Genomic DNA, 24,452 nt, shown 5'->3' with positions numbered 1-24,452 from the left:
ATGTCCCGCCGTGAGGCGCGGCGGTCGTTCAAATGTAGGGAGAGAAGCGCGTCAGCGGAAGCCTCTCACGGTGAACAAATGAGGACTCGCGTCGACTTGTAGTGGCGCACGCGAAGACGATCGCCCTGCGAGCCGCTCGCCTGCCTCAACCAGCCCCCGCAGCCCACGCCTCCACCCGCCGCACCAACACATCCCGCCGCGCCACCACCTCCGCCAGCAGGTACTGCCGCGCCTGCTCTTGCGCCACGTCGCTCGACAGAAACCACTGCTCGCGCTCGGCGCTGCCTTGCGGCGGCGGGGTGCCCCATCCCGCTTCGCCGTTGGCGCCTCTGAACGCTTCGGTCATGGGCAGGCGGCCGTCGGTCTTGCCGATGCTCGACAGCGCATCGGGCGGGCCGTCGAGCGCGATGCGCACGTGCACGACGCTCTCGCCTTCGGTACGGATCGATGCGCCCAGGCCGCCCTCGCGGTGCACGCGCCACAGCTCGGCCGCGGAGGCGTTGCGGACCCAGCTCTCCAGGGCGCGGACCAGGCTCTCGAGAATGATTTGTTGGTTCATGAGGAATATTTCACACGTTTCTGTCTGGTGTCGGCAAGCGGCCACGGTTCGATGGGGCCAAAAAGCCGTTGTAACTTCTTGCCTTGGCGCCTGCGCTATATTTCTTGGCATGGAAAAGGCATCCGACATAGGCAAACCCACGGTTCCGATCGATCTGATCGGGCCGGAGCATTGGGTCCGTTCACGGCGCGGCCCTCGCCGTACGACGAAGGTGCTCTTCATCTTGCTCGGCGGGCTCGCAGCAGCCACAGCAGTGGCCTACAGCTTCTTCGGCGCGGGGCGCTGAACACAAGCAAACAAGCAAGCCGCCCACGCCTCCACTGATTCACTCACTCGCTCACCGCGAGCCGCACAAGGCAAAGCCCGCTGTCCGTTGATCCAACGGGCAGCGGGCTTTTCTCTTTGTGCGCGCGGCGCTACTGCAGCCGCGAGCCGCGCGGCAGGCGCTTGGCCAGCCACTCGTGCACGTCCGCTCGGATGTTGCGGCCTTCGAGCAGGAAGTTCTCGAAGCGGCTCGGCACGTACGGCAGGTAGACCAGCGGCATGCCGGCTTCTTCGGGCGTGCGCGCGGCCTTGCGGTTGTTGCAGACGGCGCAGGCGCTCACAAGGTTGGTCCAGCTCCACGGGCCGCCGCGCGACTCGGGCATGACGTGTTCGCACTGCAGGTCGCGGTCGGCGAACACCTGCGCGCAGTAGGCGCAGGTGTGGCGGTCGCGGCGCAGCAGCTTGGCCTTGGTCACGCCGGGCACGACGTCGAAGAGGTTGATCTTCGACGCGCCGCGCAGCGCGATGATGGGCGCGACGTCGATGCGCGACTGCACACCGCGCGCCACGTTGAAGCCGCCGCGCAGCGTGGCCAGCGGCAGCGCGCCGTCTTCCCAGGCCACGTTGCCGGTGGCGTAGTGCAACACCGCCTGCTCCAGCGAGATCCAGGCTTGCGGCGTGCCCTGAATATCGAGTTGCAGCACGTGTGAATGCATGACGAATCGCCTCCCTTCGCGGCGATGGCTTGTGGTGAACGGATGGGGTGCACGAACGGAATCGAACCGTTGTCAGCGGGACCACAACCCGCGGCTCTGCCATTGAGCTACACGCACCATTGAAGAAACAGAAGACGAGCAGTGCGGAGCTGCTACCACTCGCCCGACGCGCGCACGCGCTGGTCGAGGTCGAGGCTGTCGAGTGGCGCCTCGTTGCCGCTCGGCAATGCCGACGCGCGATCGGCCACGTAGCGCGGCCCGAGCCCCACGCCGAAGCGCTGGGCCAGCGACCACACCATGTGCCTGCGCGGCAGCGGCGCCGGGTGCACGGCGATCATCCGGATCGGTGAGTTGCGCTTGCGCATGAGGGCCTCCTTGGTGGGTGACGAAAAAAGAAAGTAATGACTTGAAAAATGTCCGGTGACGGGTTCCGGCGCCGCCCTATCTTTGCGGCCGGTTTCCGCGGGCGGGCCACGCGTTGGCATGGCCCGGTCCCGCTCGGGTGTGGTCCGTGTGGCAGGAGTTGAACCTGCGACCCTCTGGTCCCAAACCAGATGCGCTACCAGGCTGCGCCACACACGGAAGAAAAACAAACAAAGCCTGCCGCGCTTCCATTTCGGTTGTGTCCTCACGCGACGGGCCGCGCGCTGGGCGCGGCCCCGTCGAACGTCGCTGCACAGGAGTGATCAACTCATGCACATCCCGCCAGACCGTCGACGCGGCAATTTCTGGCGGTGGGGTGAAGGCACACCCGAAATGGAAAGCGGCAAAAACAAAAAGGCCCGGAACCTTGCGGTGTCCGGGCCTCTTTGCGAGAGAGCTTGAGAGATGCGCGCCTACGCGCGACCTCCACCCGGGGGCACCTGATGAGCCTCGAACTGACCACCCACGCGCAGACGGGCTGCGGCTTTGGCGGCGTACGCGGTGTTCAGGTGCGAAGACAACGACAGGGGCGACGGCATGTCGAAACCATGGCAGAACCCGACGCGCACGAGCGGTCGGCCCGAGGCGGGTCGAATGCTGGTGAGGATCAGTGCGGTGTTCACGATGGTTCCTGGTCAAAAATTGCCGCTGTCGGCTGTAAGGGGTTGGAAAAAAGGGACGGCTTGTGCCGTGAATTGGAGGCAACTGTAAAGAGTGTTTACGGCGACGTCAACAACCGGGACAATCTTTTCTTGTCTTGTTGTTGTTTTTGAACAGTGCCCCATACCACCGTCGCGCGCCGCCGCAATGCGCTTGTGCTGCATCGCCGCTTTCTCGAGGACGCCGTCGCGGCGGGCCTGCCCGCCAAGGGGCTCGACCAGGCCTTCGCGCGCAAGCTCGAAATCTCTCCGAGCATGTGGAGCCAGATCAAGAGTGCGCGGCCCATCGGCGACAAGCTCGCACGGCAGATCGAACGGCACTGCGACGTGGCCGCCGGCTGGCTCGACGAAGACAACACCGCGCCTTCAGAAGCACCGCCCGATGCGGCGGAAGAGCGCTTCGTGGCGGCCGCGCGCGAGGCGTGGCGCCAGGCCAATGCGAAGGGAAAGCGGGAACTCAGTGGCTGGCTGAAGAAGCACGCGCAAGAGAAGAAGGCGCCCGAGCCTGCCGACGGCCCTGCGCCGGCGCCCTAGCCTTGCTCAGGCCTTGCCAGCGGGCTCGGCAGCAACCAGCGCCGGCGCATCACGCAGGATGGCCGCGCGCATGTCGTCGGGCACGGCGATGGCGCGGTGCGTGTCGAGCGAGGTCGTCACCAGCACCTGCCGCACCTGCATGCGCACTTCGCCCGACACGGGCTCGAAGCAGCGCAGCGCGAGCGTGATCGAGCGCGAGCCCAGCTGCGCGACCGAGAGGCCGAGCGTCACGCGGTCGCCCATGCGGCTCACAGCGCGAAAGTCGGCGTCGAGCTTCACGGTCGGCAGGCCGACGCGGCGCTCGCCGATCAGTGCGTGGTAGCCCACGCCGAGCCCGTCGCTCACCCAGTCTTCGACCAGGCCGTTGAGCATCACGAAGTACTGCGGATAGAAGACGATGCCCGCCGGGTCGCAGTCGGAAAAGCGGATCAGGCGCGGGCGCTGGAACTCCACACCACCGCCCTCGCCGCTCATGCGCGGTCCTCGACCGCGCCGTCGCCGCGCATCACGTGCACGCGCAGCAACCCGAGCTGGTTGTGCATCTGCTTGACGGTCTTCATGTCCAGGCCCGAGAACATCTCGAGGATCCACTGCTCGTGCTCGGTGGCCATGGCTTCGAAGGCGTTGCGGCCTTCGGGCGTGAGGCTCACGATCCAGGCGCGGCGGTCGTCGGGGCTGGGCGCGCGCGCCACCATGCCTTCGCGCTCGAGCTCGTCGGTCAGGCCGGTGACGTTGCCGCCGGTGACCATCAGGTAGCGCGAGAGCACGCGCATCTTCAGGCCGTCTTCGTAGCGGTACAGCTGCGCCATGTAGTCGAAGCGCGCCAGCGAGATGCCGAAGCGCTCGCGCAGCCGGCGCCGGATCTCGGCCTCGATCTGCGTGGTGCTCGCGAGCATGCGCAGCCACAGCTTGAGCATGGCGTGGTCTTCATGGCCGGCGCGGGCTTCGTGGCCGAGTTCTTCGGCGTCGCTCAGCACGGCGTGGGAGGCATCGTTGCGACTCATGTGACTTCTCCTCCTGAAACGGAGATCGACTGGCCCGTGACCGACGCGGCGCCTTCGCCGCACAGCCAGCGCACGGCGTCGGCCACTTCGGCGGGCTGCACGATGCGCTTTTGCGGGTTCACGCTGGAGAACTCGGCCAGCGCATCGGCTTCGCTGCGGCCGGTCTTGCCGACCACGTTGGCGACGCTGTTGCGCAGGATGTCGGTGTCGGTGTAGCCCGGGCACACGGCGTTCACGGTGATGCCCTTGCGCGCCACTTCGAGCGCCAGCGCGCGCGTGAGGCCGATCACGCCGTGCTTGGCCGCGGTGTAGGCCGACACGTAGGCGTAGCCCTTCTGCCCCGCCGTGCTGGCGATGTTGACGATGCGGCCCCAGCCGGCGTCGAGCATGTCGGGCAGCGCGGCCTGCGCGCACAGGAAGCTGCCGGTAAGGTTGACCGACAGCATGCGCTGCCACAGCTCGACCGAGGTCTTCAGGAACGGCGCACTCTCGGCGGCGCCCGCGTTGTTGACCAGCACGGTCACCGCCCCGCGCTCGGCCCGCGCCTGCGCAAAGGCCGACTGCACGGCCTGCGGGTCAGCCACGTCGGCCGCCACCACGCCGTGGCCGCTGCCCGCCAGGGTCTCGGCCACGCGCTGCAGGGCCTGCGCGTCGCGGCCCAGCAAGGTCAGCACGGCCCCCTGGGCCGCGAGGGTGCGGGCGATCTCTGCGCCGATGCCGCGAGCGGCGCCAGTGACGAGGGCATGACGGCCAGTGAGCGAATTTGTGTGCATACCTGAATGGTTTAGTTCTGAATCATTTTAGCCGCTTGCGCCCCGGCGTGGTGCTACCGCATGAAACGGCCGCCATTGAGATCCAGCGTCGCCCCGGTCATGAAGGCGGCGGCCGGCGAGGCCAGGTAGACGACGGCGGCGGCCACCTCATCGGCCAACCCGAAGCGGCCGAGCGGAATGCCGGCCTTCAGCGCCTGCTGCCGCTCGGGCGCCAGCGCGGCGAGCGCGGGGCTGTCGATCGCGGCGGGCGCCAGCGCGTTCACGGTCACACCGTGCGGTGCCAGCTCCTGCGCAAAGGCACGCGTCAGCGCCAGCAGGCCGGCCTTGCTGGCCGCGTAGTGCACGCCGGTGGCGCTGCTGACCTGCTGCCCGGCCAGCGAGGCCAGGTTGACGATGCGGCCCGCGCCGCGCGCGCGCATGTGGCGCCCGGCGATGCGGCAGCCGAAGAAGCTGCCGCGCAGGTTGATGGCGAGCACATCGTCCCACTCGGCGGGCGTGATGTCCCACAGCGAGGTAGTCGGCGTGCGCGCCGCGTTGTTGACCAGGATGTCGACGGCGCCGAAGTGCGCCACGGCCTGTGCGAAGCGGTCGTTGAAGGCCTGCTCGTCGCGCACGTCGAGCGGCAGCGCGAGGCCGTTCACCTCGGCGGCAACGGCTTGCGCATTGGCTTGATCGATGTCGGCCACCGCCACACGCGCACCGGCCTGTGCCAGCCCGCGCGCGATGGCCGCGCCCAGCCCCTGCCCCGAGCCGGTCACGAAGGCCACGCGCCCTGCCAGCGGAAGCATTGCTGCGGGGGCCATCAGGCCTTCGCGGGCCGACCGTCCCAGGTCTGCGGCCCCACGCCGCGCTCGCGCAGCTTGAACTTCTGCACCTTGCCGTTCTCGGTGCGCGGCAGGTCGGGCAGGAGGTCGATATAGCGCGGCACCGCGAAGTACGGCAGCCGGCCTTCGCAGAAACGCGCCAGCTCGGCCGGATCGATGGCCACGCCCTCGCGCGCGACCAGCGCCGCCATCACCTCGTCTTCGGCCAGTTCGGAGCGCACGGGGTACACCGCGCACGAGGCCACGCCGGGGTGGCTCAGCAGCACCTGCTCGACCTCGAAGGACGAGATGTTCTCGCCGCGCCGACGGATCGCGTCCTTGATGCGGTCCACAAAGCGGAACGCGCCGTCGGCATCGCGCACCACGCGGTCGCCGGTGTGGAACCACAGGTTGCGCCAGGCCTCGACGGTCTTCTCGGGCATGTGGAAGTAGCCGCTGGCAAAGGCATAGGGTTCGTCGGCGCGCAGCAGCAGTTCGCCGGCCTCGCCGGGTGGCAGCGGCACGTCGTCTTCGTCGGCCACGCAGGCCTGGAAGCCGGGGCGCAGCCAGCCCATGACGCCGCCGCGCGGCGAATCGGGCGCGGTGGCGATGGCGAAGTTGGTCTCGGTCGAGCCGTAGCCTTCGAGCAGCGCCACGCCCGTGCGCGCCTTGAAGGCCTGCCCCGCCGCGGCGGGCACGCCGGGCCCGAGGCCGGTGCGCACGCGGTGGTTGCGCTCGCCCTCGCCTTCGGGCTGGGCAAGCAGGATCGGCACCATCGCGCCGAGCAGGTAGACCACGGTCGCGCCGTTGGCGCGCATCGCCGGCCAGAAGCCCGAGGCGGAGAAGCGCGACTCGAACACCACCTCGGCCCCGGTGAGCGCGGCCTGCGCGAAGGTGTTGAGCGCGTTGATGTGGAACAGCGGCAGCGTGGTGCACAGCACGTCGTCGCGGCCCACGCCGAGCACCTCGGCGCTGTTCACGCCCCACCAGAAGTACTGCGCCTGCGGGCAGATGACGCCCTTGGCCGGGCCCGTGGTGCCCGAGGTGTAGAGGATGGCGAGCGGGTCGCCCGGCTGCACCGCGGCGGGCGGCAGGGCCTGCGCGCCCGGCGGGTAGGCCGACACGCGCACGCCGGCGGGCGGCGTCCACGGCGCTTCGGCCTCGCCCACCACCCACACCTCGCGCAGCGCCGTGCGGGCCAGGTCGGCCGTGGCCAGCCGCTCCAGAAAGCCGGCCTCGATCACCAGCAGCTTCGCCTCGCTGTTCGCGAGGAAGTACTCGATCTGCGGCCCCATCGACGCGGTGTTGACCGGCACGACCGAAGCGCCGAGCCAGCCCGCGCCGAGAAAGGTGTCGAGGAACTCGATGCGGTTGCCGCACATCACGGCGATGCGGTCGCCGCGCGCCACGCCATGCTGCGCGAGTGCGGCGGCGCGCGTGGCCGCCGCGTCGGCCGCATCGGCATGCGTCCACTGCCGGCCCGCGATGCGCAGCAGCGGACGGTTGCCGAACAACGCCGCCTGCCGCTGCAGCATGGCGGGCAGCGTGCGCTGCGCCGGCGGCACCGCGCGCGGGTCACTCGTCATCGTGCGTGCCTCCGCCGAGGTAGGTGGCCTGCACGCGCGGGTCGCTCGCGAGGTCACCGGAAGCACCGGACAGCGCGATCTCGCCGGTCTCCAGCACGTAGCCTTCGTCCGAGCTTTCGAGCGCGGCGCGCGCGTTCTGCTCCACCAGCAGGATCGACACGCCGTCGTCGCGCAGCTTGCGCACGATGGTGAGGATGTCGCGCACGATCAGCGGCGCCAGGCCCAGGCTGGGCTCGTCGAGCATCAAGAGGCGCGGCGCCGACATGAGCGCGCGGCCCACCGCCAGCATCTGGCGCTCGCCGCCCGAGAGCGTGTCGGCGCGTTGCGCGCGGCGCTCGGCCAGGCGCGGGAAGCGGTCGTACACCGATTGCAGCTGCCGCTTCATTGCGTCGCCGCGCAGCCGCTTGGCGTAGGCGCCGAGCTGCAGGTTGTCGAGCACGGTGAGTTCGCCGAACAGCTCGCGGCGCTCGGGCACGAGGCACAGCCCGCGCTCCACGCGCGACTCCACATCGAGCCCCTGCAGGTCCTCGCCTTCGAAGCGCAGCGTGCCCTTGCACGGCAGCAGGCCCATGGCCGCGGCCAGCAGCGTGGTCTTGCCCGCGCCGTTGGGGCCGATCACCGAGATGATCTGGCCCCGCTGCACGTCGAGCGACACGCCGCGCACGGCTTCCACTTGCCCATAGGACACGTGCAGATCACCGATCTCCAGCATCGCGGTCATACAACGCTCCCCAGGTAGGCCGCCTGCACACGCTCGTCGGCACGCACCGCCGACGGCACGCCCTCCACGAGCTTGGAGCCGAAGTTCATCACCACCAGACGGTCCACCAGTTTCATCACGAAGTCCATGTCGTGTTCGACGATCAGGATGGTCACGCCCTCCTCGCGCAGCTTGCGCAGCAGGTCGCCCAAGGCCATCTTTTCCTTGCGGCGCAGGCCGGCCGCGGGCTCGTCGAGCACCAGCAGCACAGGGTCGGCGGCCAGCGCGCGCGCGATCTCCAAAATGCGCTGCGTGCCCAGCGGCAGGCTGCCCGCGAGCTCGTGCGCGCGGTCGCCCAGGCCGATGCGGTCGAGCTGGCGCTGCGCCTCCTGCAGGATCTGGCTTTCCTCGGTGCGGTCCAGTCGCAGGCCCGCTTTCAGGATGCCCGAGCGCGTGCGCGAGTGCGCGCCCAGCGCCACGTTGTCCAGCAGGCTCATGTGCGGGCGCAGCTTCACGTGCTGGAAGGTGCGCGCCAGCCCGAGCCGCGCCACCGCGCGCTGCGGCATGCCGGCGATGTCGTGCTCGAGAAAGCGCACCTGGCCCGCGCTCATCGGCAGCGTGCAGGTCAGCAGGTTGAACATGGTCGACTTGCCCGCGCCGTTGGGCCCGATGAGGCCGATGATCTCGCCCGCCTTGACGTCGAAGCTCACGTCGTTCACCGCCACCAGCCCGCCGAAGCGTTTCACGGCGCCGTTGACCGACAGCACCTGCGTGCCGCGTGCCGGCAGCTGCCGGTGTGGCAGCGGCTCGACCGGCGCGCCGGTGTAGCGCGAGGCGCCCTGCGGCGCGGCACGCCGGCGCGTCCAGCGCCGCAGCAGGCCCATCACGCCGCCGCGCGCAAAGTGCAGCAGCAGGATGAACAGCGCCGCGAAAGCCACGGCCTCCAGCTGGCCCGCGCGCTGTGTGAGCATCGGCAGCACGTCCTGCAGGCCGTTCTTGAGCACCAGCACCAGCGCCGCGCCCACCAGCGCGCCCGCCAACTGCCCGAGCCCGCCGGCCACGGCCATCAGCAGGTACTCGATGCTGGCGCGCACGTCGAAGGGCGACGGGCTCACGAAGCGGTTCATGTGCGCATAGAGCCAGCCCGCCAGCCCCGCGAACAGCGCCGCCGTGACGAACAGCGACAGCCGCACGCGGTACGCATCCGCCCCCACGCTGGCCAGCAGCGTGGCGCCGCCGCGCAGCCCGCGGATGGCGCGGCCGGGCCGCGACTGCAGCAGGTTGTGGCTGAACAGGCAGGCCAGCCCGACCACCACCCAGATCAGGTAGTACATCGCGCGCGGATCGGCCAGCGACCAGCCGCCGATCTGCAGCGCCGGAATGTTCGACAGGCCCGTGTGGCGCCCGAGCGCATCGACGTTGCCGAACAGCATCGCGATCGACAGACCCCAGGCGATGGTGCTCAGCGGCAGAAAGTGCCCGCCCAGGCGCAAGGTGAGCATGCCGATGGCCAGCGCCGACAGGCCCGTGAGCAGCAGCGCGAACAAGAGCCCCAGCCACGGCGACAGGCCCTGCGCGGTCGTGAGCCACGCGGTGGCGTAGGCCGCAATGCCCACGAAGGCCGCCTGCCCGAACGAGGTGGCGCCGCCCACGCCGGTGAGCAGCACGAGGCCCAGCGCCACCAGCGCGCCGATGCCGATGTCGTTCAGCAGCGAGACCGTGAAGCTGCCCGCCACGGCCGGCACCAGGGCCAGCACGACGATCACCGCCGCGATCCACGCCATGCGTTTGCGGTTGCCGTTCATTGGTCCACCTCGTCTTCTTCCTCTTCCGAATGGGCCGCCATGAAGGAGCGCAGCATGAGCACCGGGATCAGCAGGCTGAACACGATCACGTCTTTCAGCGCGCCGCTCCAGAACGACGCGAAGCTCTCGACCACGCCGACCGCCAGCGCGCCGATGGCCGTCATCGGGTAGCTCACGAGCCCGCCGATGATCGCGGCCACGAAGGCCTTCAGGCCGATGATGAAACCCGAGTCGTAGTACATGGTGGTCACCGGCGCGATCAGCACGCCGATGAGCCCCGCCAGCAGCGAAGCGCAGCCGTAGGCCAGCAGCGCCGTGCGCACCGGCCGGATGCCGACCAGCCGCGCGCCCACGCGGTTCACGGCCGTGGCGCGCAGCGCCTTGCCGGCCACCGTGCGCTCGAACACCAGAAAGAACAGCCCGCTCAGCACCACGGCCGCCCCAACCATCAGCACCACCTGGCCGCTGACCGTGAAGCCGTCGCCCAGCGTGAACACCGCGCTCGTGAGCGGCGTGGTGCGCGAGCCTTCCGGCCCGAAGAACAGCAGGCCCAGGCCCGAGAGCAGAAAGTGCAGCGCCAGCGACACGATCAGCAGCACCAGCACCGAGGCATCGGCGATCGGCTGGAACACCACGCGCGCCAGCAGCGGTGCGATGGGCACCACCAGCAGCACGGCCACCGCGATGTGCACCGCCACCGGCACGCCGGGCCGCGCCGCCAGCCAGGCGAGCACGCACGGAATGGCGGGCAGCACGCCCCACATCAGCACCGCCTTCGGTATGCGCGCGGCCTCGCCGCGCCGCAGCAGGCTGCCGATTTCGGTGGCCAGCGCCAGCGCGGCCAGCACCGCGACCATGCCGATGGTCGGCGGCACGCGGCCGGTCTCGAAGGCCGCCAGCGACAGCGCGGCAAAGGCCGCGATGTCGCCGAACGGCACGAACACCACCCGCGTGACCGAGAAGATCAGCACCAGCCCGAGCCCGGCCAGCAGATAGACGGCACCGTTGGCCAGGCCGTCGGTGACGAGGATCAATGCCACGTCCCAGTTCATAGAAAAACCTCTGTCGGAGTCATCGTTGTCGTTGTCGTGAAGGAAAACAGGAGATTCAAGGGGCGAGCTTCCATTGGCCGTTGTCGAGCTTGACGATCACGCGGGCGCGCTCGTCCACGCCGTACAGGCTGCCGGGCCTGAAGGTGTAGACGCCGTGCGTGCCGACCACTTCCTTGGTGCTGAAGATGGCGTCGCGCAGCGCCACGCGGAACTCGGGCGTGCCCGGCTCGGCCTTCTTCATGGCGCGCGAGGCGGCGTCGGCGAACACCAGCCAGCCGTCGAACGAGTAGGCCGAGAAGGCGTCGCTGGTGGGTGCGTTGTTGACCTTCTGGAACACAGCGCGGAAGTCGGTCGCGATCTTCTTGGTCGGGTAGTCGGCCGGCAGCTGCTCGGCGACGATCACCGGGCCCGTGGGCATGAGCGCGTTCTGGCCGGCCGCGCCGACCACGCGCACGAAGTCGGGGTTGATGAGGCCGTGCTGGCCGTACACGCCGCCCTTGAAGCCGCGCTCCTGCAACGCCAGGAACGGCAGCGCGCCCGGCGTGCCGGCGCCACCGGTCATCACCGCGTCGGGGCGTAGCGCCACGATCTTCAGCACCTGGCCGGTCACCGAGGCGTCGGCGCGCGCGTAGCGCTCGTTGCTCACCACCTTGATGCCGGCGGCGGGCGCGGCCTTGTTCAGGGCCTCGTACACCAGGTCGCCCCAGGCGTCGGAAAAGCCGATGTAGCCCACGGTCTTGACGTTGTTGCGCTTCATGCGCTCGACCACCGCGTCGATCATGAGCTGCGTGGGCTGCGCCACCGTCATGACCCACGGGTTCTCGTTGGGGTCGAGCAGGATCGGCGTGAGGCCGATCATGGGCGTCTTGGCCTCCTTGCCGACCTGCGCCATCGCGATGGCCGACGGCACGCCCGAGGTGCCCATGAGCACGTCGACCTTTTCGTCCTCGATGAGCTTGCGCGCGTTGCGCCCGGCCGTGGTCGGGTCGGAGCCGTCGTCCAGCACCACGAGCTGGATCTTGCGGCCGTTGACCTCGCCCTTGTAGGCCAGCGCGGCCTGCATGCCCTTGGCGTACGGCACGCCCAGCGAGGAGTTGGGCCCCGACAGCGACACGCTGAGTCCGACCTTGAGGTCGGCCGCCAGTGCGCTCGCCACACCACAGGCGGTCAGCGCCGCGGCGAGGGCACCGCGCGTCAAGGTCTGCATCAGGTTCTTCATGTCGTAGCTCCAGTGAGGAAGGATGGAAGGAACGGAAACTCAGATGAACAACTGGATCGCGGGCAAGGCGCGCGCGGCGTTGAGCAGGTCGATGCGCTTCTCGCGGATCGACCAGCCCGTGGGGGTGCGAATGAGGTGGTGGCGGGCGGTGCCGCTCAGCAGCAGCTGGTCGTCGCCGCGCGCCTCGATGTAGAGAAACGGCGTGCGCAGGCGCACGTCGTCGGCGCCCTCTTCCTCGATGCGCGAAGGCTGCAGCACATGCTGGCTGTGGCTGGCCGGGTGCTGCGAATGCGCGCGCGGGTTCTTCAGGCGCTCCACGCGCAGCTGCAGCAGCAGCCGGTCTTCGTAGGCCAGCGAGTTGTGCGAGAACGGATCGGCCTGCGCCGCGCCGAGCAGCGGCACCCAGTAGTGGCCGTCGTCGGCGAACAGGGCCAGCCAGTCGTCGAAGCGGCGCGCGTCGAGCAGGGCCGCCTCGTGGGCGATGAAGTCGCGCGGGTCGTTCATGCCGCCACCTCCGGCGTCATGGCCCGGGCCCAGGCGCGGAACTGGTTGCGCATGAGCAGCTCGTTGGTGCCGTTGGTGGTCACCGTGGCCTGCTGCGTCTCGGCCGGGTCGTGGTTGCGGTGCAGGCTGATCCATTCGTTGCCGCCGGCGCGCAGGCCCTTCTGGATGCTCTCGAACAGGTGCACGTCGTCGTGCGCCACCACCGACATGGGCGAGAACACGAGCCGGTTGTAGCTCATGGCGCGCTCGAACAAGAGCGCGGGCGCACCGGCCGCGCGGAAGCTCCAGGCCTCGATGAGCGTGCGGTCGGCCGCCAGCGGACGGATCACGCGGATGGCCTGCGGCGAGCCCTTGACCGACAGGCTGGGGTACAGCACCGAGTTCTGCGGCGAGCGCTGCAGGATGTCGGCGGCGCGCTCCGCGCCGTGCGCGGCCTGCATCGCGGCCTCGTACTCGGGCAGTTGCGCATAGTTGGAGTGGATGCTGAAGTTCACGCCCAGCACGCTGTGGCCGTTGGCGAACACGCGCCCGCCCATCTGGTCGAAGAACTCGTAGCCCGAGCCGAAGGGCAATATCTGCTCCATCGCCATCGGCTTGGGGTCGGAAGGCGCATGCCCTTCCCACAGCGCCTCGGCCGCCTTGGTGGCCGACTCGTGCGTCGACATCGGGTGCACCGTGTCGTTGATGTTCTCCAGGTACATCTTCCAGTTGCAGTGGACGATGTTGCGCAGCACGCCACCGCCCACGGTGAGCTTGCCCTCGGGCGAGCGGTCGACCATGTTGTCGAGCGCGCTCAGCACCTCGCCGAAGTAGTCCTCGAACGACGGGCCGGTGTCGGACAGGCGCACGAACACGAAGTCGCGGTACACCTTCACGTGCCTGACCACCGACAGCCCCTGCCCCGATTCGCAGGCCTTGAGCTGCGTGCCCTCGTAGCCGTTCTTCAGCGGCAGGCCCAGCGGCGCGCCATCGAGCTTGTAGGTCCACGCGTGGTACGGGCAGCGAAAGAAGCGACCGGTGTTGCCGCTCTCGTCGGTCACCAGCTGCGTGCCCTTGTGGGCGCAGCGGTTGTACATGACGTGCACCGCGCCGTCGGGCTGGCGCACCATGAGCAGCGGGCGGCCCGCGATCTCCTGCGTGACGAAGTCGCCCGCCGCCGGCACCTGACTGGCATGGCCCAGGAAGACCCAGGTGCGGGCGAACAGGCGCTCCTGCTCCAGCGCGAACAGTTCGTCGCTGAGGTACAGGTCGCGGTGCACCCGGTCGTCGCGGACCAGCGCCGCGACGAGATCGGGGCGGTTGCGGTAGGCGGTCATGGCGGTGGGCTTCGGTTAGACCGAGGTCAGGGGACCAGCTTCCACTGGCCCTTGTTCATCTGCACGATCACGACGCCGCGCTGGTCCGAGCCGTAGCGGTCGTCGGGCTTGAAAGTGTAGATACCGTGCGTGCCCACCAGCTCCTTCGTGCCCACGATGGCGTCGCGCAGCGCCGTGCGGTACTGCGGCGTGCCGGGCTCGCCCTTGGTGCGCGAGGCCGCGTCGGCCAGCAGCAGGTAGGCGTCGTAGGTGTACGACGAGAAGGCATCGGTGGGCACCGCGCCGTTCGCCTTGTGGTACGCAGCGCGAAAGCCCATCGCGACCTTCTTGATGGGGTTGCTCTCGGGCAGCTGGTCGGCCACCAGCACCGGGCCGCTGGGCACCTGCAGGCCGTCGATGGCCGTGCCGCCCACGCGCACGAAGTCGGCGTTGATGAGGCCGTGCGTGCCGTAGATCTTGCCCTTGTAGCCGCGCTCGGCCAGTGCCAGGTAGGGCAGCGCGCCCGGCGTGCCGGAGTTGCCCGCGAACACCGCGTCGGGCCGCGCCGCGACGATCTTCAGGATCTGCCCGGCCACCGACGAATCGCTGCGCGCATAGCGCTCGTTGGCCACCACCTTAATGCCGGCGGTGGTGGCGCTCTTCACGAGCGAGTCGTAGGCCAGGTCGCCCAGCGCGTCCGAGAAGCCGATGAAGGCCACCGTCTTCACGCCCGACTTCTGCATGCGCTCGACCACGCCCGCCACCATGAGCGGGAACGGCTGCGACACGGTGACCGTCCACGCACCGTCCGCGCCCGGAATGGTCACGGGCGTGGGCGAGATGAGCGGCGTGTTGAGTTCGCGCGCCACTGAGGCGATGGCCATCGCGCCCGGCACGCCCGAGGTGCCGATGAGCACGTCGACCTTGTCTTCCGTCACCAGCTTGCGCGCGTTGCGCCCGGCGGTGGTCGGGTCGGACGCGTCGTCGAGCACGATGAGCTGCACCTTGCGCCCGCCGATCTCGGGCCGCTCGGCGATGGCCGCGCGGATGCCCTTCTCGTAGGGCACGCCCAGCGCCGCGACCGGCCCCGAGAGCGAGCTGATGAAGCCGATCTTGAGGTCTGCCGCCGCCGCACCGACGGCGGTGAAGGCGGCCAGCAGCGCGAGGCCAAGGCGGGAGATTTTCTTCATGGGAGCTTCCTCTTCGGGGGTTGGAATGGGAACGAGGGACGGGTCAGTAGCGCAGGGTGCGGCGCGATTCGAGATCGGCGTCGACCTGCGCGGGCGTGAGCCGCTCCGGCTTGCATTCGAAGCGCTCGAACAGCGCCAGCTGGTCGGCGTAATGGCGGTCGCGCACGCCGGCCGGGCTCACGAAACCGCTCTGCCCCGGCGCCGCGACCGAGCACATGTCGAGCGCGCCCGGGCGCAGCACGACGCGGTAGTTGAGCGTGCCGCGGTTCATGTAGGGGCTGACCTCGGGCTCGTCGCCCGCGCCGGCCCATGGCACGCCGATGGCGTTGATGCGCGAGAAGCGGTGCCGCACCACGGGCGTGGTCCACGCGGCCATGTCGGGCCCGAGGCGGGTGCGCAGCTCGCCCACCGCATCGGTCAGCGCGGCGCGCACCATCGTGCGCGGGTCCTGCCCGTTGAAGAAGTCGTGGCGCTGCGGCACGCCCGAGGCCGGGCCGCTCAGCGCGTTCCACAGCAGCTTGGCCACGGCCGCGGGCTGGGCGCTGCCCGGCGAGCCGCGCGGCGTGAGCGTGGGATAGCCGAGGTTGGCGTAGGTGGCGAACACGGCCGGCGGCAGGTCGTCGGCCAGCAGGCGCCGCGACATCGCACCCAGCCACGCGCGCAGCACGGTGGTGGCGCGGTTGTCGTACACCTCGCCGCCCGGGGCGACGCGGTTCTTCAGGTCCCAGTTCGCGAGCAGGTCGGCCGCGCGGCGCGCGGGGTCGCCGGCCGGCAGGCCTTTCGCGGCGTCGACGATGAGGGGCACGAAGTAGCGCGCGTTCAGATCGGCCAGTGCCGCGCCCTGGCTCACGCGCCAGACCTCGTCGGCGCCCAGCTTGGCCGTGCCCTGCAGCTGCGCATGGATTTCGGCCACGCGGTCGACGTGCGAGAAGTTCGCGCCGTCCGCGCGCAGGCCTTCGGCGATCTGGTTGTTCCAGCTCGCGAGGTAGCCCTGCGCGGGGTTGTAGGCGCGCGGGTTGGCGCTGAACGGCAGGCTGCCCTGCCACTCCATGCTGCCGTCGCCGCGCGCAGGAAAGCGGATGTCCTGCGTGGCCGGTCGGCGCGGCATGCGGCCCAGGCCCACGGCGCCGATGTTGCCCGCCACGTCGGCATAGAACCAGGTGATGGACGCGGCCACGCGCTCGCCCTGCGCGAGAAAGCCCGACCAGTCGCGCGCCCGCGCGGCACGCGCCCAGCCCAGCATGGTCTCGACCTCGCGGCCCTGCCAGGTGCTGCGCGCGGTGTAGGCGCGGGCGTTGTCCACGTCCCAGCTCTGCACGAAGCCGTGCACCGTGGCGTAGATGTCCACGCTCTGCGGCGCGGCGCCCTTCACGCGGATGACGTCGGTGCGCCGGGTCATCGGGCGGTAGGCGCCGTCGTACTTGTATTCGTGGCGGTTGGCCGGGTTCAGTTCTTCCTGGTAGATGTCGTTGGTGTCGAGCGAGCCCACCGTCGATCCCCAGGCGATGGTGCCGTTGGTGCCGAACAGCACGGGCAGCAGGCCGATGGGCGTGAGGCCCGTGAGGTCGTAGCCCGCGCCGTGCAGGCCGATGCCGTGCACGAACGACGGGTTGTTGAAGCCCTGCTGCGGACCGTTGTACAAAACGGCCACACCTTCCTTGGTGCGCGAGGGGCCGAGCACCCAGGCGTTGCTCGCGGTCGGCATGCCTTCGGTGGCGGCCAGGCCCATGCGGGCGACCTGCGTGGCGCGGAAGTCGGCCGCGGCCTGCGCGGAGACCGGCGCGAGCGCGGCGTCGCCGGGCTCGGCGCTTGCCAGCCGGTTCGCGGTGCCGCGCGGCACGATGGTCGGCGCGGTCGGATCTTCGAGCCAGCGCAGCTGCTCGTACAGCTGCAGGCCGGCGACGTCGCCGCGCGCGGCCTTGAGCTGGTTGAGCAGCGAGAGGTTGGCCACCTCGGCCGTGCCCGCGAAGAAGCGGTTGAGGATGAGGCCGATCCAGACCATGGCCACGTCGTCCGCGGTCCAGGGCGCGGGCTCGAAGCCGTTGTCGATGAACTCGCGCGGCATCAACTTCGCGCGGTCGGCCAGCACGTCGCGGATGCGCGCGTTGACGCCTGCGGCGTAGCCTTCGAACATGGCGCGGTCGTCCGCGCTCAGCGCGTCGATCTGGCGGCGGATCGACACCGGATCGATGTTGGAGCGCGTGGCCTTGTCGGTCGCCACGAACTCGGCCCCCAGCACCTCGGCCACGCTGCCGTTGCCCGAGCGCCGCGCCATCTCCAGCTGGTAGAGCCGGTCTTCGGCGACGGCATAGCCGAAGCCGTGGAACAGGCCGCGCGTGTCGCTGGCGTAGACGTGCGGCACGCCGTAGCGGTCGCGCTTGATGGTGACTTCTCCATTGCTACTGGGCGCGGTCGCGGCGCAGCCGGCCAGCAGCGCGGCGGCGAACAGCACGGTGCCGGTCGCGCGCCGACGACGCAGGGAACGAAGCAGCGGGTGCATGGGGTGGGCGGCGTTCATCGGATCGACGCGAGGGCGTTCAGGGCACCAGCTTCCACTGGCCCTTCTCGAGCTTCACGACGACGCGCGAACGGTCGTCCGAGCCGTAGCGCTCGGTCGGCTTGAAGTTGTAGACGCTGTGCGTGCCCACCAGCTCCTTGGTGCTCACGATGGCATCGCGCAGCGCCAGGCGGAACTGCGGCGTGCCGGGCTCGGCCTTGGTGGCCAGCGCGCGCTGGGCGGCGTCCAGGTACACCAGCCAGGCGTCGAAGGTGTAGGCCGAGAAGGCGTCGGTCGGCGGCGCGCCGTTGGCCTTCTGGTAGGCCGCGCGGAAGTCCATCGACACCTTGCGGATCGGGTTGTCGTTCGGCAGCTGCTCGGCCACGATCACCGGGCCCGTGGGAGCCAGCAGGCCTTCGACCGAGGCACCGCCCACGCGCACGAAGTCGGGGTTGATGAGCGCGTGCATGCCGTAGATCTGGCCCTTGTAGCCACGCTCCGAAAGCGCCAGGTAGGGCAGCGCGCCGGGCGTGCCCGAGGTGCCGGTGATCACCGCGTCGGGGCGCAGCGCCACGATCTTGAGCACCTGCCCGGTCACCGAGGCGTCGCCGCGCGCATAGCGCTCGTTCGACACGATCTTGATGCCGGCCGGCTCAGCACTCTTTTGCAGCGCGCCGTACACCAGGTCGCCCCAGGCGTCGGAGAAACCGATGTAGCCCACCGTCTTCACGCCCGACTTCTTCATGCGTTCAACCACGGCGCTCACCATGAGCGGTGCGGGCTGCGGCAGCGTGACCATCCACGCGCCCTCCTCGCCCGGCAGGTTGGCGTTGGCGATGGAGATCAGCGGCGTCTTGGTTTCGCGCGCCACGCCGGCAATGGCCAGCGCGCCGGGCGAACCGGCCGTGCCGATGATGACGTCGACCCTGTCCTCGTCAATCATCTTGCGTGCGTTGCGCGCGGCCGTGGTGGGGTCGGACGCATCGTCGAGCTGCACCAGCTGGATCTTGCGGCCGCCCAGGTCGGCCTTGTAGGCGAGCGCGGCCTTCATGCCCTTTTCGTACGGAATGCCCAGCGACGACACCGGCCCCGACAGCGAGGTGATGAAGCCGACCTTCAGATCGGCGGCCCACGCGCTGGCGGCGCTCAGCGCGCCGAGGCCCGCAGCGACGGCCGCGAGGGTGCGAATTCGGTTCAGGACTTTCATGGCGATGCTCCAGAGGTGATGTTTTTGAACGGAACGAAACGGACGCTGAAATGAAACTAGAGGGCCAGGCTGCCGACGCTGGTGCCGCCGCACACGTACAGCACCTGGCCGGTGACGAAGCTGTTCTCGGGCGCGGCGAAGAAACGCACGGCGCGTGCCACGTCGGCCGATTCGCCCAGGCGCTTGACGGGCACCGAGGCCGCGAGCGCGCGCTCCTTCTCGCTGCCCGCCTCGACCACGTCGTAGAACATGTCGGTGCGGATCGGGCCCGGTGCCACCACGTTCACCGTGATGCCGTCGGCCGCGAGCTCCAGCGCCCAGGTGCGCGCCATGCCCAGCATGCCGGCCTTGGTGGCCGAGTAGCTCGTGCGCGTGGCCAGGCCCAACGCGGCGCGCGACGACAGCAGCACCACGCGGCCGAAGCGCTGCGCACGCATCGCGGGCAGTGCCCCTTGCACAAGCTGGATGGCGCAGCCCAGGTGCAGGTCGACCAGCGCATCGAGGTCGTCGAGCTTCACGTCGGGCAGCAGCGCCGCGCGGATCACGCCGGCGTTGTGCACGATCGTGGTCGGTGCGAAGCGCTCGACCAGTTCGCGCACGGCCTGGCCGGTGGCGGCGCGGTCGGCCAGGTCGACCTCGAGGCTGTGCATCTTGGGGTGGTCGATCTCGGCCTTGCGGCGCGCGAGCGAAACCACCTCGTAGCCTTGCGCGAGCAGGTCTTCGCAGATGGCCTTGCCGATGCCGGCGCTGCCGCCGGTGACGGCCGCGACCCGGGGTGCGGCGGCGCTCATGCCGTGGCTCCCACCAGGGCCAGCACGCGCAGCGGGCTGCCGCTGCCCTTCTCGATCTTCAGCGGCGGGCAGATCAGCACCGCGCCCGATGCCGGCAGCAGGTCGAGGTTGCTCAGGCACTGCAGGCCGTAGCGGCCCGCGCCGTGCATGTAGTAGTGGCAGGGGTACGGCGGACGCAGGTGGTAGCCCTGCCCGGCGTCGGTGCCGATGGCTTCGGAGCCGAAGCCCAGCACGTCGCGCTGTTCGACCAGGAAGCGCACGGCCTCGGTGCTCGGGCCGGGCGTGTGCTGGCCGGTCTCGTCGAAGTTCTGGTACGCCTCGGGGTCGCTGCGCTTGGACCAGTCGGTGCGCATGAGCACCCACGCGCCCTTCGGGATGCGGCCGTGCGCGGCCTCGTAGGCCTCGATGTCTTCGAGGGTCAGCAGGTAGTCGGGGTCGTCCTTCACCTGCGGCGAGCAGTCGATCACGCAGGCCGGCGCCACGAAGTGCTGCACGGGGATGGTGTCGACCGAGTTGTTCGGCAGGTCGCGGCCCGAGATCCAGTGGATCGGCGCATCGAAGTGCGTGCCCGTGTGCTCGCCGCAGGAGAAGTTGTTCCAGTACCAGCCCGGGCCGCGCTCGTCGTACTTCGACACCTCCTCGATGCGGAAGGGCCAGCACTGGCCCATCTCGGGCGGCAGCGCGATCTGCGGAAACTCGGGCGTGAGCGTCTGCGTGAGGTCGATCACGCGGATGCGACCGCTGGCCATGGCGGTCACGAGGCTGCCGAGGACTTCGGCGGCGGACATCAGTTCGGTTGTCGTGGTCATTCGTGTGGCTCCTGTTCTCAGCCGCCGGCGGCCAGTTCGCGTTCGAGCACCTTGGGGTTGTCGCGCCAGCGCTCCAGCCACTCCTGCGCCACGTCGCCGGGGTACACGTCTTCCACGCCGTCGCGCAGCGCCTTCACGATGGCGTTGGCCAGCGCGGTGGGTGCCAGCTTGGGCGGCGGCGTGTGCTGGTTCCATTCGTCGTCGATGGGGCCGGGGAACACGTTGATCACGCGGATGCCGGCGGGCCGCATCTCGGCGCGCAGGCACTGCGCGAGCGAATGCGCCGCGGCCTTCGAGGCGCTGAAGGTGCCGTGCGGCGGGAAGTTGCTCAGCGCGTAGATCGACAGCAGGTTGACCCACGCCGTCGCGCCCGTGGCGCCGTCGGCCGAGCGGCCCTTGAGCGCGGGGCCGAACTCCTGCGCCAGGCGCAGCAGGCCGAAGTAGTTGATGTCCATCTCGGCCTTGGCCACGTCGGTGCCGCGCCGCGCACCGATGCCGAAGGTGCGGTGCACCTCGGCGTTGTTGATCACGATGTCGACCTTGCCGCCGATGGAACCGGCCAGCTCGGTCACCTGGCGGCCGTTGGTGAGATCCAGCGGCACGAGCGTGACCTGCGGCAGGGCCGAGATGTCGTCCAGCCCGTCGCCCATCTTCTTCCACGGTTCGGCGTGGCCGACCCAGACGATGTCGGCGCCGGCCTTCACCAGCGCACGCACGAGGGCCTGGCCCGTCTCGGTCTTGCCGTCGGTCACCAGCACCTTGCGGAACTTGGGGTCGCTGGTCATTTCGCGCAGCATCTTGTCGTCGGCCATGTGGGGACTCCCTTCAGTCGGAAAAGCAATGAGGACGGCCTGGCCGGCGCGGTCGAGCCGGGCGCCGACACGCACGCGCGTGGGCGCATCGCCGACCTCGCCGTGCAGGTGGACCATGAGCGTGGGGCCGGCATCCAGGTGCACCAGGCCCAGCCGCCAGGGCAGCCGCTCGCGAAAGAACAGGTCGTTGCTGTGGTGCAGCGTGGTGCTGCCGAGCAGCGCGCCCTCGCCGCTCTGCTGGCGCCAGCGCAGCGCGGCCGACAGGCACTTGTGGCAGACCTCGCGCGGCGGGTACTGCACGGTGCCGCAGTCCTCGCAGGTCTGCAGCTCGAAGCGGCCTTCGGCGGCGGCGGCCGTGAGGCCGAGCGCGACGCGGCCACGGGCGCCGGGCGGCAGGTTCATCTGCCGGGTGCGCAGCACCGGGTTCTTGCGCGGGGGGCGCATCATCGGCATCGTCATGCGGGTCTCCCGAGAATGACGGCGCCCGTACAGAGGCAGCGGTCGTAGGTCACCATGCCGAAGCCGGCGACAAGGCCCAGCTGGGCGTTGGGCACGGCGCGCGCGCCGGACTGGTCGGTCAGTTGTCGGATCGCCTCGACCATGCCGAGGAAGCCGCCCGCCGCACCGGCCTGCCCGGCCGAGAGCTGGCCGCCGCTGGTGTTGTTCGGAAAGCTGCCGTCGAAGGTCATGGTGTTGGCCTGCACGAAGGCCGAGCCTTCGCCCTTCTCGCAGAACCCCAGGTCCTCGAACTGCATCATCACGATGACGGGGTAGTCGTCGTAGGTCTGCACGAAGTCGAGCGCGGCGGGCTGCACGCCGGCCTGGGCGTAGAGGTCGTCGCGGTCCTTGCGCCAGCCGCCCTGCACCATCACCGGGTCTTCGGCATAGGCGTTGTGGCGCTCGATGGCGCCGCGGATCACGACGTGCGCCAGGCCCAGGTCGCGTGCGCGCTCCTCGCTCATCACGAGGAAGGCGTCGGCGCCGGCGCAGGGCATCACGCAGTCGAACAGGTGGATGGGGTCGGAGATGGGCCGCGCGGCCATGTACTCGTCGAGCGTGAGGCCCTTCTTGAACATGGCGTTCGGGTTGCCCAGCGCGTTGGTGCGCTGGTCGACGCAGATGCGGCCGAAGTCTTCGCGCGTGGCGCCGTAGGTGCGCATGTAGTTGGCGGTGATGAACGCGAAGATCGAGTTCGGGCCGCCCGAGCCGTAGGGGTAGCTCGCATCGCGCGCGAAGTTGCTGAAGCTGCCCAGCGTCTGGCGGAAGGAGTCGACGTGGTTGGTGTCGGCGCCCACGCAGGCGACGATGTCGGCATCGCCCGCCTGCACCGCACGCGCGGCGCGGCGCAGGCACATCACGCCCGAGGCGCCGCCGGTGGGCATGTGGTCGAGCCAGCGCGGCGACAGGCCCAGGTGCTGCGTGACGCCCACGGCCGTGTCGGGCGCCAGCGAGAAGCTGCTCAGGCACAGGCCGTCGATCTGTTCCTTGGCCACGCCGCTGGCCTGCACCAGCGCGTCGATGGCCTGGCCGACGAACCAGTGCGCGGTGCGCGTGGAGTAGCGCACGTAGGGCACGGTGACGGGCACCGCGACCGCGACGCCTTCATAAGAGAGCCGTCGTTTCGTCATGCCTGCCTCTTTTTCATGGAGCGCGTGTCGATGCAATGGCCCTGGCCCGGCAGCGTCTGCGCCATCTCGCGCAGCTGGCCGCGCTGGATCTTCTGCGAGGGCGTGAGCGGCAGCGCGTCGACGAAGGCCACGTAACCGGGCGCCTTGTAGTACGCCAGCTGCGCCAGCGCATGCTGGACGATGCTGGCCGCGACCGCTTCGCGCTGCGACGCATCGCTGCCGTCGCGCAGCACGATGCACGCCAGCACCTCGTCGCCGCGCACCGCATCGGGCGTGGCGGCCACGGCCGAGGTCTTCACGGCCGGGTGCTGGTTGAGCACGCTCTCGACCTCGACGGCCGAGATGTTCTCGCCGCTGCGGCGGATCACGTTCTTCTTGCGGTCGACGAAGAAGAAGTTGCCGTCGGCGTCGCGGCGCACGAGGTCGCCGGTGTGGAACCAGCCGTCGGCCCAGGCTTCGCGCGTGGCCTCTTCGTCCTTCAGGTAGCCGGAGAAGAAGTAGCGGCGCGGGTCGGCGCCGGCCGAGCGCACCAGCAGTTCGCCGGGCATGTCGGTGCCCACGTCGCTGCCGTCCTCGCCCATGAGGCGGATCTCGACGAAGTCTTCCTGCCGTCCGAAGCAGCTGGTGCCCACGAGGCGCGGCTCGCGGTTGGCCATGATGCAGGCGGCCGCGCCGGTCTCGGTCATGGCCCAGGCTTCGACCAGCGGGAAGCCGAAGCGCTCTTCGAAGGGCGCATGGTTCTTGCGGTCGACACCAGCGCCGAAGCCCCAGCGGATCGCGTGGTCGCGGTCGGCCGCCGACGCGGGGGCCGACAGCAGCATCGCGGGCATCACGCCCAGGTAGTGGACGATGGTCGCGCCGCTTTCCTTCGCGCTGGCGAGCCAGCTCTTCGGGTGGAAGCGGTCGAGCTGCACGAGGCAACCGCCGGCCACCAGCACCACCATGGTCGAGAACGCCATCGCGTTCATGTGGTTGAGCGGCAGCGGCGTGATCACGCGCTCGGCGTCGGGGCGGATGCTGCACACGCCGTCGAGCGCGGCATACCACTCGCCGGCACGCAGGAAGTACGCGTTGCTCAGGATGCAGCCCTTGGGCCGGCCGGTGGTGCCCGAGGTGTAGAGCAGGCCGCATTCGGTGTCGGTGCCCACGGGCTCGCCGGCGCGCGGCGCGGCGGTCTTCGCGGGCGGCACGGCATCGTCGGGGCCCATGGTCTCGAAGGCCACGCCGGCCTGTGCGGCGGCAGCTTGCAGGTCGGCGGCGCGCTCGGGCAGCGTGACGGCCAGGCCGATCTCGCTGTGGCCGATGAGGTAGACCAGCTCGGCCGAGCGCATCTCGGCGTTGATCGGCACCACGCTCGCGCCCAATGCGTTCAGCGCGAGCCAGTGGAAGATGAAGGCGGGCCGGTTCTCCAGCAGCAGGCCGACGCGGTGGCCGTGGCCGTAGCCGGCCTGCGCGTAGGCGATGCGCAGCCGATCGATTTCTGCGGCGGCTTCGCCCCAGCGGATGGCGCCGGCGGCGATGCCGTAGGCGGCGGCGGTCACCGATTCGGTGAAGAGGAATTCGGCCCGCGGTGTGCGCGCGGCCGTGGCGGCGAACACCTGGTGGACGGTGGCGTGGGTCAT

At 69.9% G+C, this 24,452-nt stretch carries 24 protein-coding genes and 2 tRNA genes; 2 read left to right on the top strand and 24 right to left on the bottom strand.

The annotated features are described in order from the left end of the window. Window positions 1–145: 145 nt before the first annotated feature. The 5 genes from ACAM52_RS03775 to ACAM52_RS03755 form a co-directional block, all read right to left on the bottom strand. Window positions 146–559 (bottom strand): hypothetical protein, encoded by a 414-nt coding sequence (locus ACAM52_RS03775; protein ID WP_369646165.1) that lies wholly within the window; start codon window positions 557–559, stop codon window positions 146–148. A 416-nt stretch (window positions 560–975) separates the two neighbouring features. After that, the gene (locus ACAM52_RS03770; RefSeq protein ID WP_062473294.1) at window positions 976–1,539 is read right to left on the bottom strand and encodes an HNH endonuclease; all 564 of its coding nucleotides are present in this window, start codon (window positions 1,537–1,539) and stop codon (window positions 976–978) included. A 43-nt stretch (window positions 1,540–1,582) separates the two neighbouring features. Beyond that, a tRNA-His gene (locus tag ACAM52_RS03765) sits at window positions 1,583–1,656 on the bottom strand. A 35-nt stretch (window positions 1,657–1,691) separates the two neighbouring features. Then, window positions 1,692–1,904: a short-chain dehydrogenase gene (locus tag ACAM52_RS03760; protein WP_369646164.1), complete on the bottom strand. Its 213-nt coding sequence runs from the start codon at window positions 1,902–1,904 to the stop codon at window positions 1,692–1,694. A 140-nt stretch (window positions 1,905–2,044) separates the two neighbouring features. Next, window positions 2,045–2,121 (bottom strand) — tRNA-Pro (locus ACAM52_RS03755). Between the two features lie 284 nt (window positions 2,122–2,405). On the opposite strand from ACAM52_RS03755, the gene ACAM52_RS03750 reads away from it, so the two are divergent. Both ACAM52_RS03750 and ACAM52_RS03745 read left to right on the top strand, forming a co-directional pair. Then, the gene (locus ACAM52_RS03750) at window positions 2,406–2,735 is read left to right on the top strand and encodes a hypothetical protein (protein ID WP_139140307.1); all 330 of its coding nucleotides are present in this window, start codon (window positions 2,406–2,408) and stop codon (window positions 2,733–2,735) included. A 3-nt stretch (window positions 2,736–2,738) separates the two neighbouring features. After that, window positions 2,739–3,155, top strand: coding sequence for a hypothetical protein (locus ACAM52_RS03745; protein ID WP_369646163.1), 417 nt, complete (start codon window positions 2,739–2,741; stop codon window positions 3,153–3,155). Window positions 3,156–3,161: 6 nt separating this feature from the next. On the opposite strand, the gene ACAM52_RS03740 is transcribed toward ACAM52_RS03745, so the two are convergent. The 19 genes from ACAM52_RS03740 to ACAM52_RS03650 are packed head-to-tail and all read right to left on the bottom strand — an operon-like array spanning window position 3,162 to window position 24,452. After that, a complete protein-coding gene (locus ACAM52_RS03740; protein WP_369646162.1) occupies window positions 3,162–3,629 on the bottom strand; it encodes an acyl-CoA thioesterase in 468 nt (155 codons plus the stop codon). After that, complete coding sequence (locus ACAM52_RS03735) at window positions 3,626–4,159, bottom strand: MarR family winged helix-turn-helix transcriptional regulator (protein WP_062473285.1); 534 nt, start codon at window positions 4,157–4,159, stop codon at window positions 3,626–3,628. The genes ACAM52_RS03740 and ACAM52_RS03735 overlap by 4 nt, the downstream gene beginning before the upstream one ends. Further along, the gene (locus ACAM52_RS03730) at window positions 4,156–4,932 is read right to left on the bottom strand and encodes an SDR family NAD(P)-dependent oxidoreductase (RefSeq protein WP_070062353.1); all 777 of its coding nucleotides are present in this window, start codon (window positions 4,930–4,932) and stop codon (window positions 4,156–4,158) included. The genes ACAM52_RS03735 and ACAM52_RS03730 overlap by 4 nt, the downstream gene beginning before the upstream one ends. A gap of 53 nt (window positions 4,933–4,985) precedes the next feature. Next, entirely contained in the window at window positions 4,986–5,735 is a 750-nt protein-coding gene (locus ACAM52_RS03725; protein ID WP_369646161.1) for an SDR family NAD(P)-dependent oxidoreductase, read from the bottom strand. Continuing rightward, the gene (locus ACAM52_RS03720) at window positions 5,735–7,321 is read right to left on the bottom strand and encodes an ATP-dependent acyl-CoA ligase (RefSeq protein ID WP_369646160.1); all 1,587 of its coding nucleotides are present in this window, start codon (window positions 7,319–7,321) and stop codon (window positions 5,735–5,737) included. Before ACAM52_RS03720 ends, ACAM52_RS03725 begins: the two co-directional genes overlap by 1 nt. After that, entirely contained in the window at window positions 7,311–8,042 is a 732-nt protein-coding gene (locus ACAM52_RS03715; RefSeq protein WP_095950531.1) for an ABC transporter ATP-binding protein, read from the bottom strand. The genes ACAM52_RS03720 and ACAM52_RS03715 overlap by 11 nt, the downstream gene beginning before the upstream one ends. Then, the gene (locus ACAM52_RS03710) at window positions 8,039–9,826 is read right to left on the bottom strand and encodes an ATP-binding cassette domain-containing protein (RefSeq protein ID WP_369646159.1); all 1,788 of its coding nucleotides are present in this window, start codon (window positions 9,824–9,826) and stop codon (window positions 8,039–8,041) included. Before ACAM52_RS03710 ends, ACAM52_RS03715 begins: the two co-directional genes overlap by 4 nt. Further along, window positions 9,823–10,878 carry a branched-chain amino acid ABC transporter permease gene (locus ACAM52_RS03705; RefSeq protein WP_070062349.1) on the bottom strand — a complete coding sequence of 352 codons (1,056 nt, stop codon included), beginning with the start codon at window positions 10,876–10,878 and terminating at the stop codon, window positions 9,823–9,825. The genes ACAM52_RS03710 and ACAM52_RS03705 overlap by 4 nt, the downstream gene beginning before the upstream one ends. A gap of 55 nt (window positions 10,879–10,933) precedes the next feature. Continuing rightward, a complete protein-coding gene (locus ACAM52_RS03700; protein WP_369646158.1) occupies window positions 10,934–12,097 on the bottom strand; it encodes an ABC transporter substrate-binding protein in 1,164 nt (387 codons plus the stop codon). Between the two features lie 39 nt (window positions 12,098–12,136). After that, window positions 12,137–12,601 (bottom strand): aromatic-ring-hydroxylating dioxygenase subunit beta, encoded by a 465-nt coding sequence (locus ACAM52_RS03695; protein WP_369646157.1) that lies wholly within the window; start codon window positions 12,599–12,601, stop codon window positions 12,137–12,139. Further along, window positions 12,598–13,917 carry an aromatic ring-hydroxylating dioxygenase subunit alpha gene (locus ACAM52_RS03690; RefSeq protein WP_369646156.1) on the bottom strand — a complete coding sequence of 440 codons (1,320 nt, stop codon included), beginning with the start codon at window positions 13,915–13,917 and terminating at the stop codon, window positions 12,598–12,600. Before ACAM52_RS03690 ends, ACAM52_RS03695 begins: the two co-directional genes overlap by 4 nt. A gap of 26 nt (window positions 13,918–13,943) precedes the next feature. Next, window positions 13,944–15,086 carry an ABC transporter substrate-binding protein gene (locus ACAM52_RS03685; RefSeq protein WP_369646155.1) on the bottom strand — a complete coding sequence of 381 codons (1,143 nt, stop codon included), beginning with the start codon at window positions 15,084–15,086 and terminating at the stop codon, window positions 13,944–13,946. 43 nt (window positions 15,087–15,129) lie between these two features. Beyond that, the gene (locus ACAM52_RS03680; RefSeq protein WP_369646154.1) at window positions 15,130–17,586 is read right to left on the bottom strand and encodes a penicillin acylase family protein; all 2,457 of its coding nucleotides are present in this window, start codon (window positions 17,584–17,586) and stop codon (window positions 15,130–15,132) included. A 37-nt stretch (window positions 17,587–17,623) separates the two neighbouring features. Next, complete coding sequence (locus ACAM52_RS03675) at window positions 17,624–18,790, bottom strand: ABC transporter substrate-binding protein (protein ID WP_369646153.1); 1,167 nt, start codon at window positions 18,788–18,790, stop codon at window positions 17,624–17,626. Between the two features lie 56 nt (window positions 18,791–18,846). Next, window positions 18,847–19,581 (bottom strand): SDR family oxidoreductase, encoded by a 735-nt coding sequence (locus ACAM52_RS03670; RefSeq protein ID WP_369646152.1) that lies wholly within the window; start codon window positions 19,579–19,581, stop codon window positions 18,847–18,849. After that, complete coding sequence (locus tag ACAM52_RS03665) at window positions 19,578–20,390, bottom strand: cyclase family protein (protein WP_369646151.1); 813 nt, start codon at window positions 20,388–20,390, stop codon at window positions 19,578–19,580. The genes ACAM52_RS03670 and ACAM52_RS03665 overlap by 4 nt, the downstream gene beginning before the upstream one ends. Window positions 20,391–20,407: 17 nt before the next feature. Beyond that, complete coding sequence (locus tag ACAM52_RS03660) at window positions 20,408–21,661, bottom strand: SDR family NAD(P)-dependent oxidoreductase (RefSeq protein WP_369646150.1); 1,254 nt, start codon at window positions 21,659–21,661, stop codon at window positions 20,408–20,410. Beyond that, window positions 21,658–22,830, bottom strand: a complete 1,173-nt coding sequence (locus ACAM52_RS03655; protein ID WP_369646149.1) for a thiolase family protein — start codon at window positions 22,828–22,830, stop codon at window positions 21,658–21,660. The genes ACAM52_RS03660 and ACAM52_RS03655 overlap by 4 nt, the downstream gene beginning before the upstream one ends. Further along, window positions 22,827–24,452, bottom strand: coding sequence for an AMP-binding protein (locus ACAM52_RS03650; protein WP_369646148.1), 1,626 nt, complete (start codon window positions 24,450–24,452; stop codon window positions 22,827–22,829). The genes ACAM52_RS03655 and ACAM52_RS03650 overlap by 4 nt, the downstream gene beginning before the upstream one ends.

The sequence above is a fragment of the Variovorax sp. V118 genome (genome assembly GCF_041154445.1).
Taxonomy (GTDB): domain Bacteria; phylum Pseudomonadota; class Gammaproteobacteria; order Burkholderiales; family Burkholderiaceae_C; genus Variovorax; species Variovorax boronicumulans.
The sequence above is the reverse complement of the archived record's forward strand: the minus strand, read 5'-3'. Positions and strand labels throughout refer to the sequence as shown.

Excerpts from the sequence above, each read along its gene's own strand:
- ACAM52_RS03775 (WP_369646165.1), bottom strand. The coding sequence starts at position 559 with ATGAACCAACAAATCATTCTCGAGAGCCTGGTCCGCGCCCTGGAGAGC.
- ACAM52_RS03770 (WP_062473294.1), bottom strand. The coding sequence starts at position 1,539 with ATGCATTCACACGTGCTGCAACTCGATATTCAGGGCACGCCGCAAGCC.
- ACAM52_RS03760 (WP_369646164.1), bottom strand. The coding sequence starts at position 1,904 with ATGCGCAAGCGCAACTCACCGATCCGGATGATCGCCGTGCACCCGGCG.
- ACAM52_RS03750 (WP_139140307.1), top strand. The coding sequence starts at position 2,406 with ATGAGCCTCGAACTGACCACCCACGCGCAGACGGGCTGCGGCTTTGGC.
- ACAM52_RS03740 (WP_369646162.1), bottom strand. The coding sequence starts at position 3,629 with ATGAGCGGCGAGGGCGGTGGTGTGGAGTTCCAGCGCCCGCGCCTGATC.
- ACAM52_RS03735 (WP_062473285.1), bottom strand. The coding sequence starts at position 4,159 with ATGAGTCGCAACGATGCCTCCCACGCCGTGCTGAGCGACGCCGAAGAA.
- ACAM52_RS03730 (WP_070062353.1), bottom strand. The coding sequence starts at position 4,932 with ATGCACACAAATTCGCTCACTGGCCGTCATGCCCTCGTCACTGGCGCC.
- ACAM52_RS03725 (WP_369646161.1), bottom strand. The coding sequence starts at position 5,735 with ATGGCCCCCGCAGCAATGCTTCCGCTGGCAGGGCGCGTGGCCTTCGTG.
- ACAM52_RS03720 (WP_369646160.1), bottom strand. The coding sequence starts at position 7,321 with ATGACGAGTGACCCGCGCGCGGTGCCGCCGGCGCAGCGCACGCTGCCC.
- ACAM52_RS03715 (WP_095950531.1), bottom strand. The coding sequence starts at position 8,042 with ATGACCGCGATGCTGGAGATCGGTGATCTGCACGTGTCCTATGGGCAA.
- ACAM52_RS03710 (WP_369646159.1), bottom strand. The coding sequence starts at position 9,826 with ATGAACGGCAACCGCAAACGCATGGCGTGGATCGCGGCGGTGATCGTC.
- ACAM52_RS03705 (WP_070062349.1), bottom strand. The coding sequence starts at position 10,878 with ATGAACTGGGACGTGGCATTGATCCTCGTCACCGACGGCCTGGCCAAC.
- ACAM52_RS03700 (WP_369646158.1), bottom strand. The coding sequence starts at position 12,097 with ATGAAGAACCTGATGCAGACCTTGACGCGCGGTGCCCTCGCCGCGGCG.
- ACAM52_RS03695 (WP_369646157.1), bottom strand. The coding sequence starts at position 12,601 with ATGAACGACCCGCGCGACTTCATCGCCCACGAGGCGGCCCTGCTCGAC.
- ACAM52_RS03690 (WP_369646156.1), bottom strand. The coding sequence starts at position 13,917 with ATGACCGCCTACCGCAACCGCCCCGATCTCGTCGCGGCGCTGGTCCGC.
- ACAM52_RS03685 (WP_369646155.1), bottom strand. The coding sequence starts at position 15,086 with ATGAAGAAAATCTCCCGCCTTGGCCTCGCGCTGCTGGCCGCCTTCACC.
- ACAM52_RS03680 (WP_369646154.1), bottom strand. The coding sequence starts at position 17,586 with ATGCACCCGCTGCTTCGTTCCCTGCGTCGTCGGCGCGCGACCGGCACC.
- ACAM52_RS03675 (WP_369646153.1), bottom strand. The coding sequence starts at position 18,790 with ATGAAAGTCCTGAACCGAATTCGCACCCTCGCGGCCGTCGCTGCGGGC.
- ACAM52_RS03670 (WP_369646152.1), bottom strand. The coding sequence starts at position 19,581 with ATGAGCGCCGCCGCACCCCGGGTCGCGGCCGTCACCGGCGGCAGCGCC.
- ACAM52_RS03665 (WP_369646151.1), bottom strand. The coding sequence starts at position 20,390 with ATGACCACGACAACCGAACTGATGTCCGCCGCCGAAGTCCTCGGCAGC.
- ACAM52_RS03660 (WP_369646150.1), bottom strand. The coding sequence starts at position 21,661 with ATGACGATGCCGATGATGCGCCCCCCGCGCAAGAACCCGGTGCTGCGC.
- ACAM52_RS03655 (WP_369646149.1), bottom strand. The coding sequence starts at position 22,830 with ATGACGAAACGACGGCTCTCTTATGAAGGCGTCGCGGTCGCGGTGCCC.
- ACAM52_RS03650 (WP_369646148.1), bottom strand. The coding sequence starts at position 24,452 with ATGACCCACGCCACCGTCCACCAGGTGTTCGCCGCCACGGCCGCGCGC.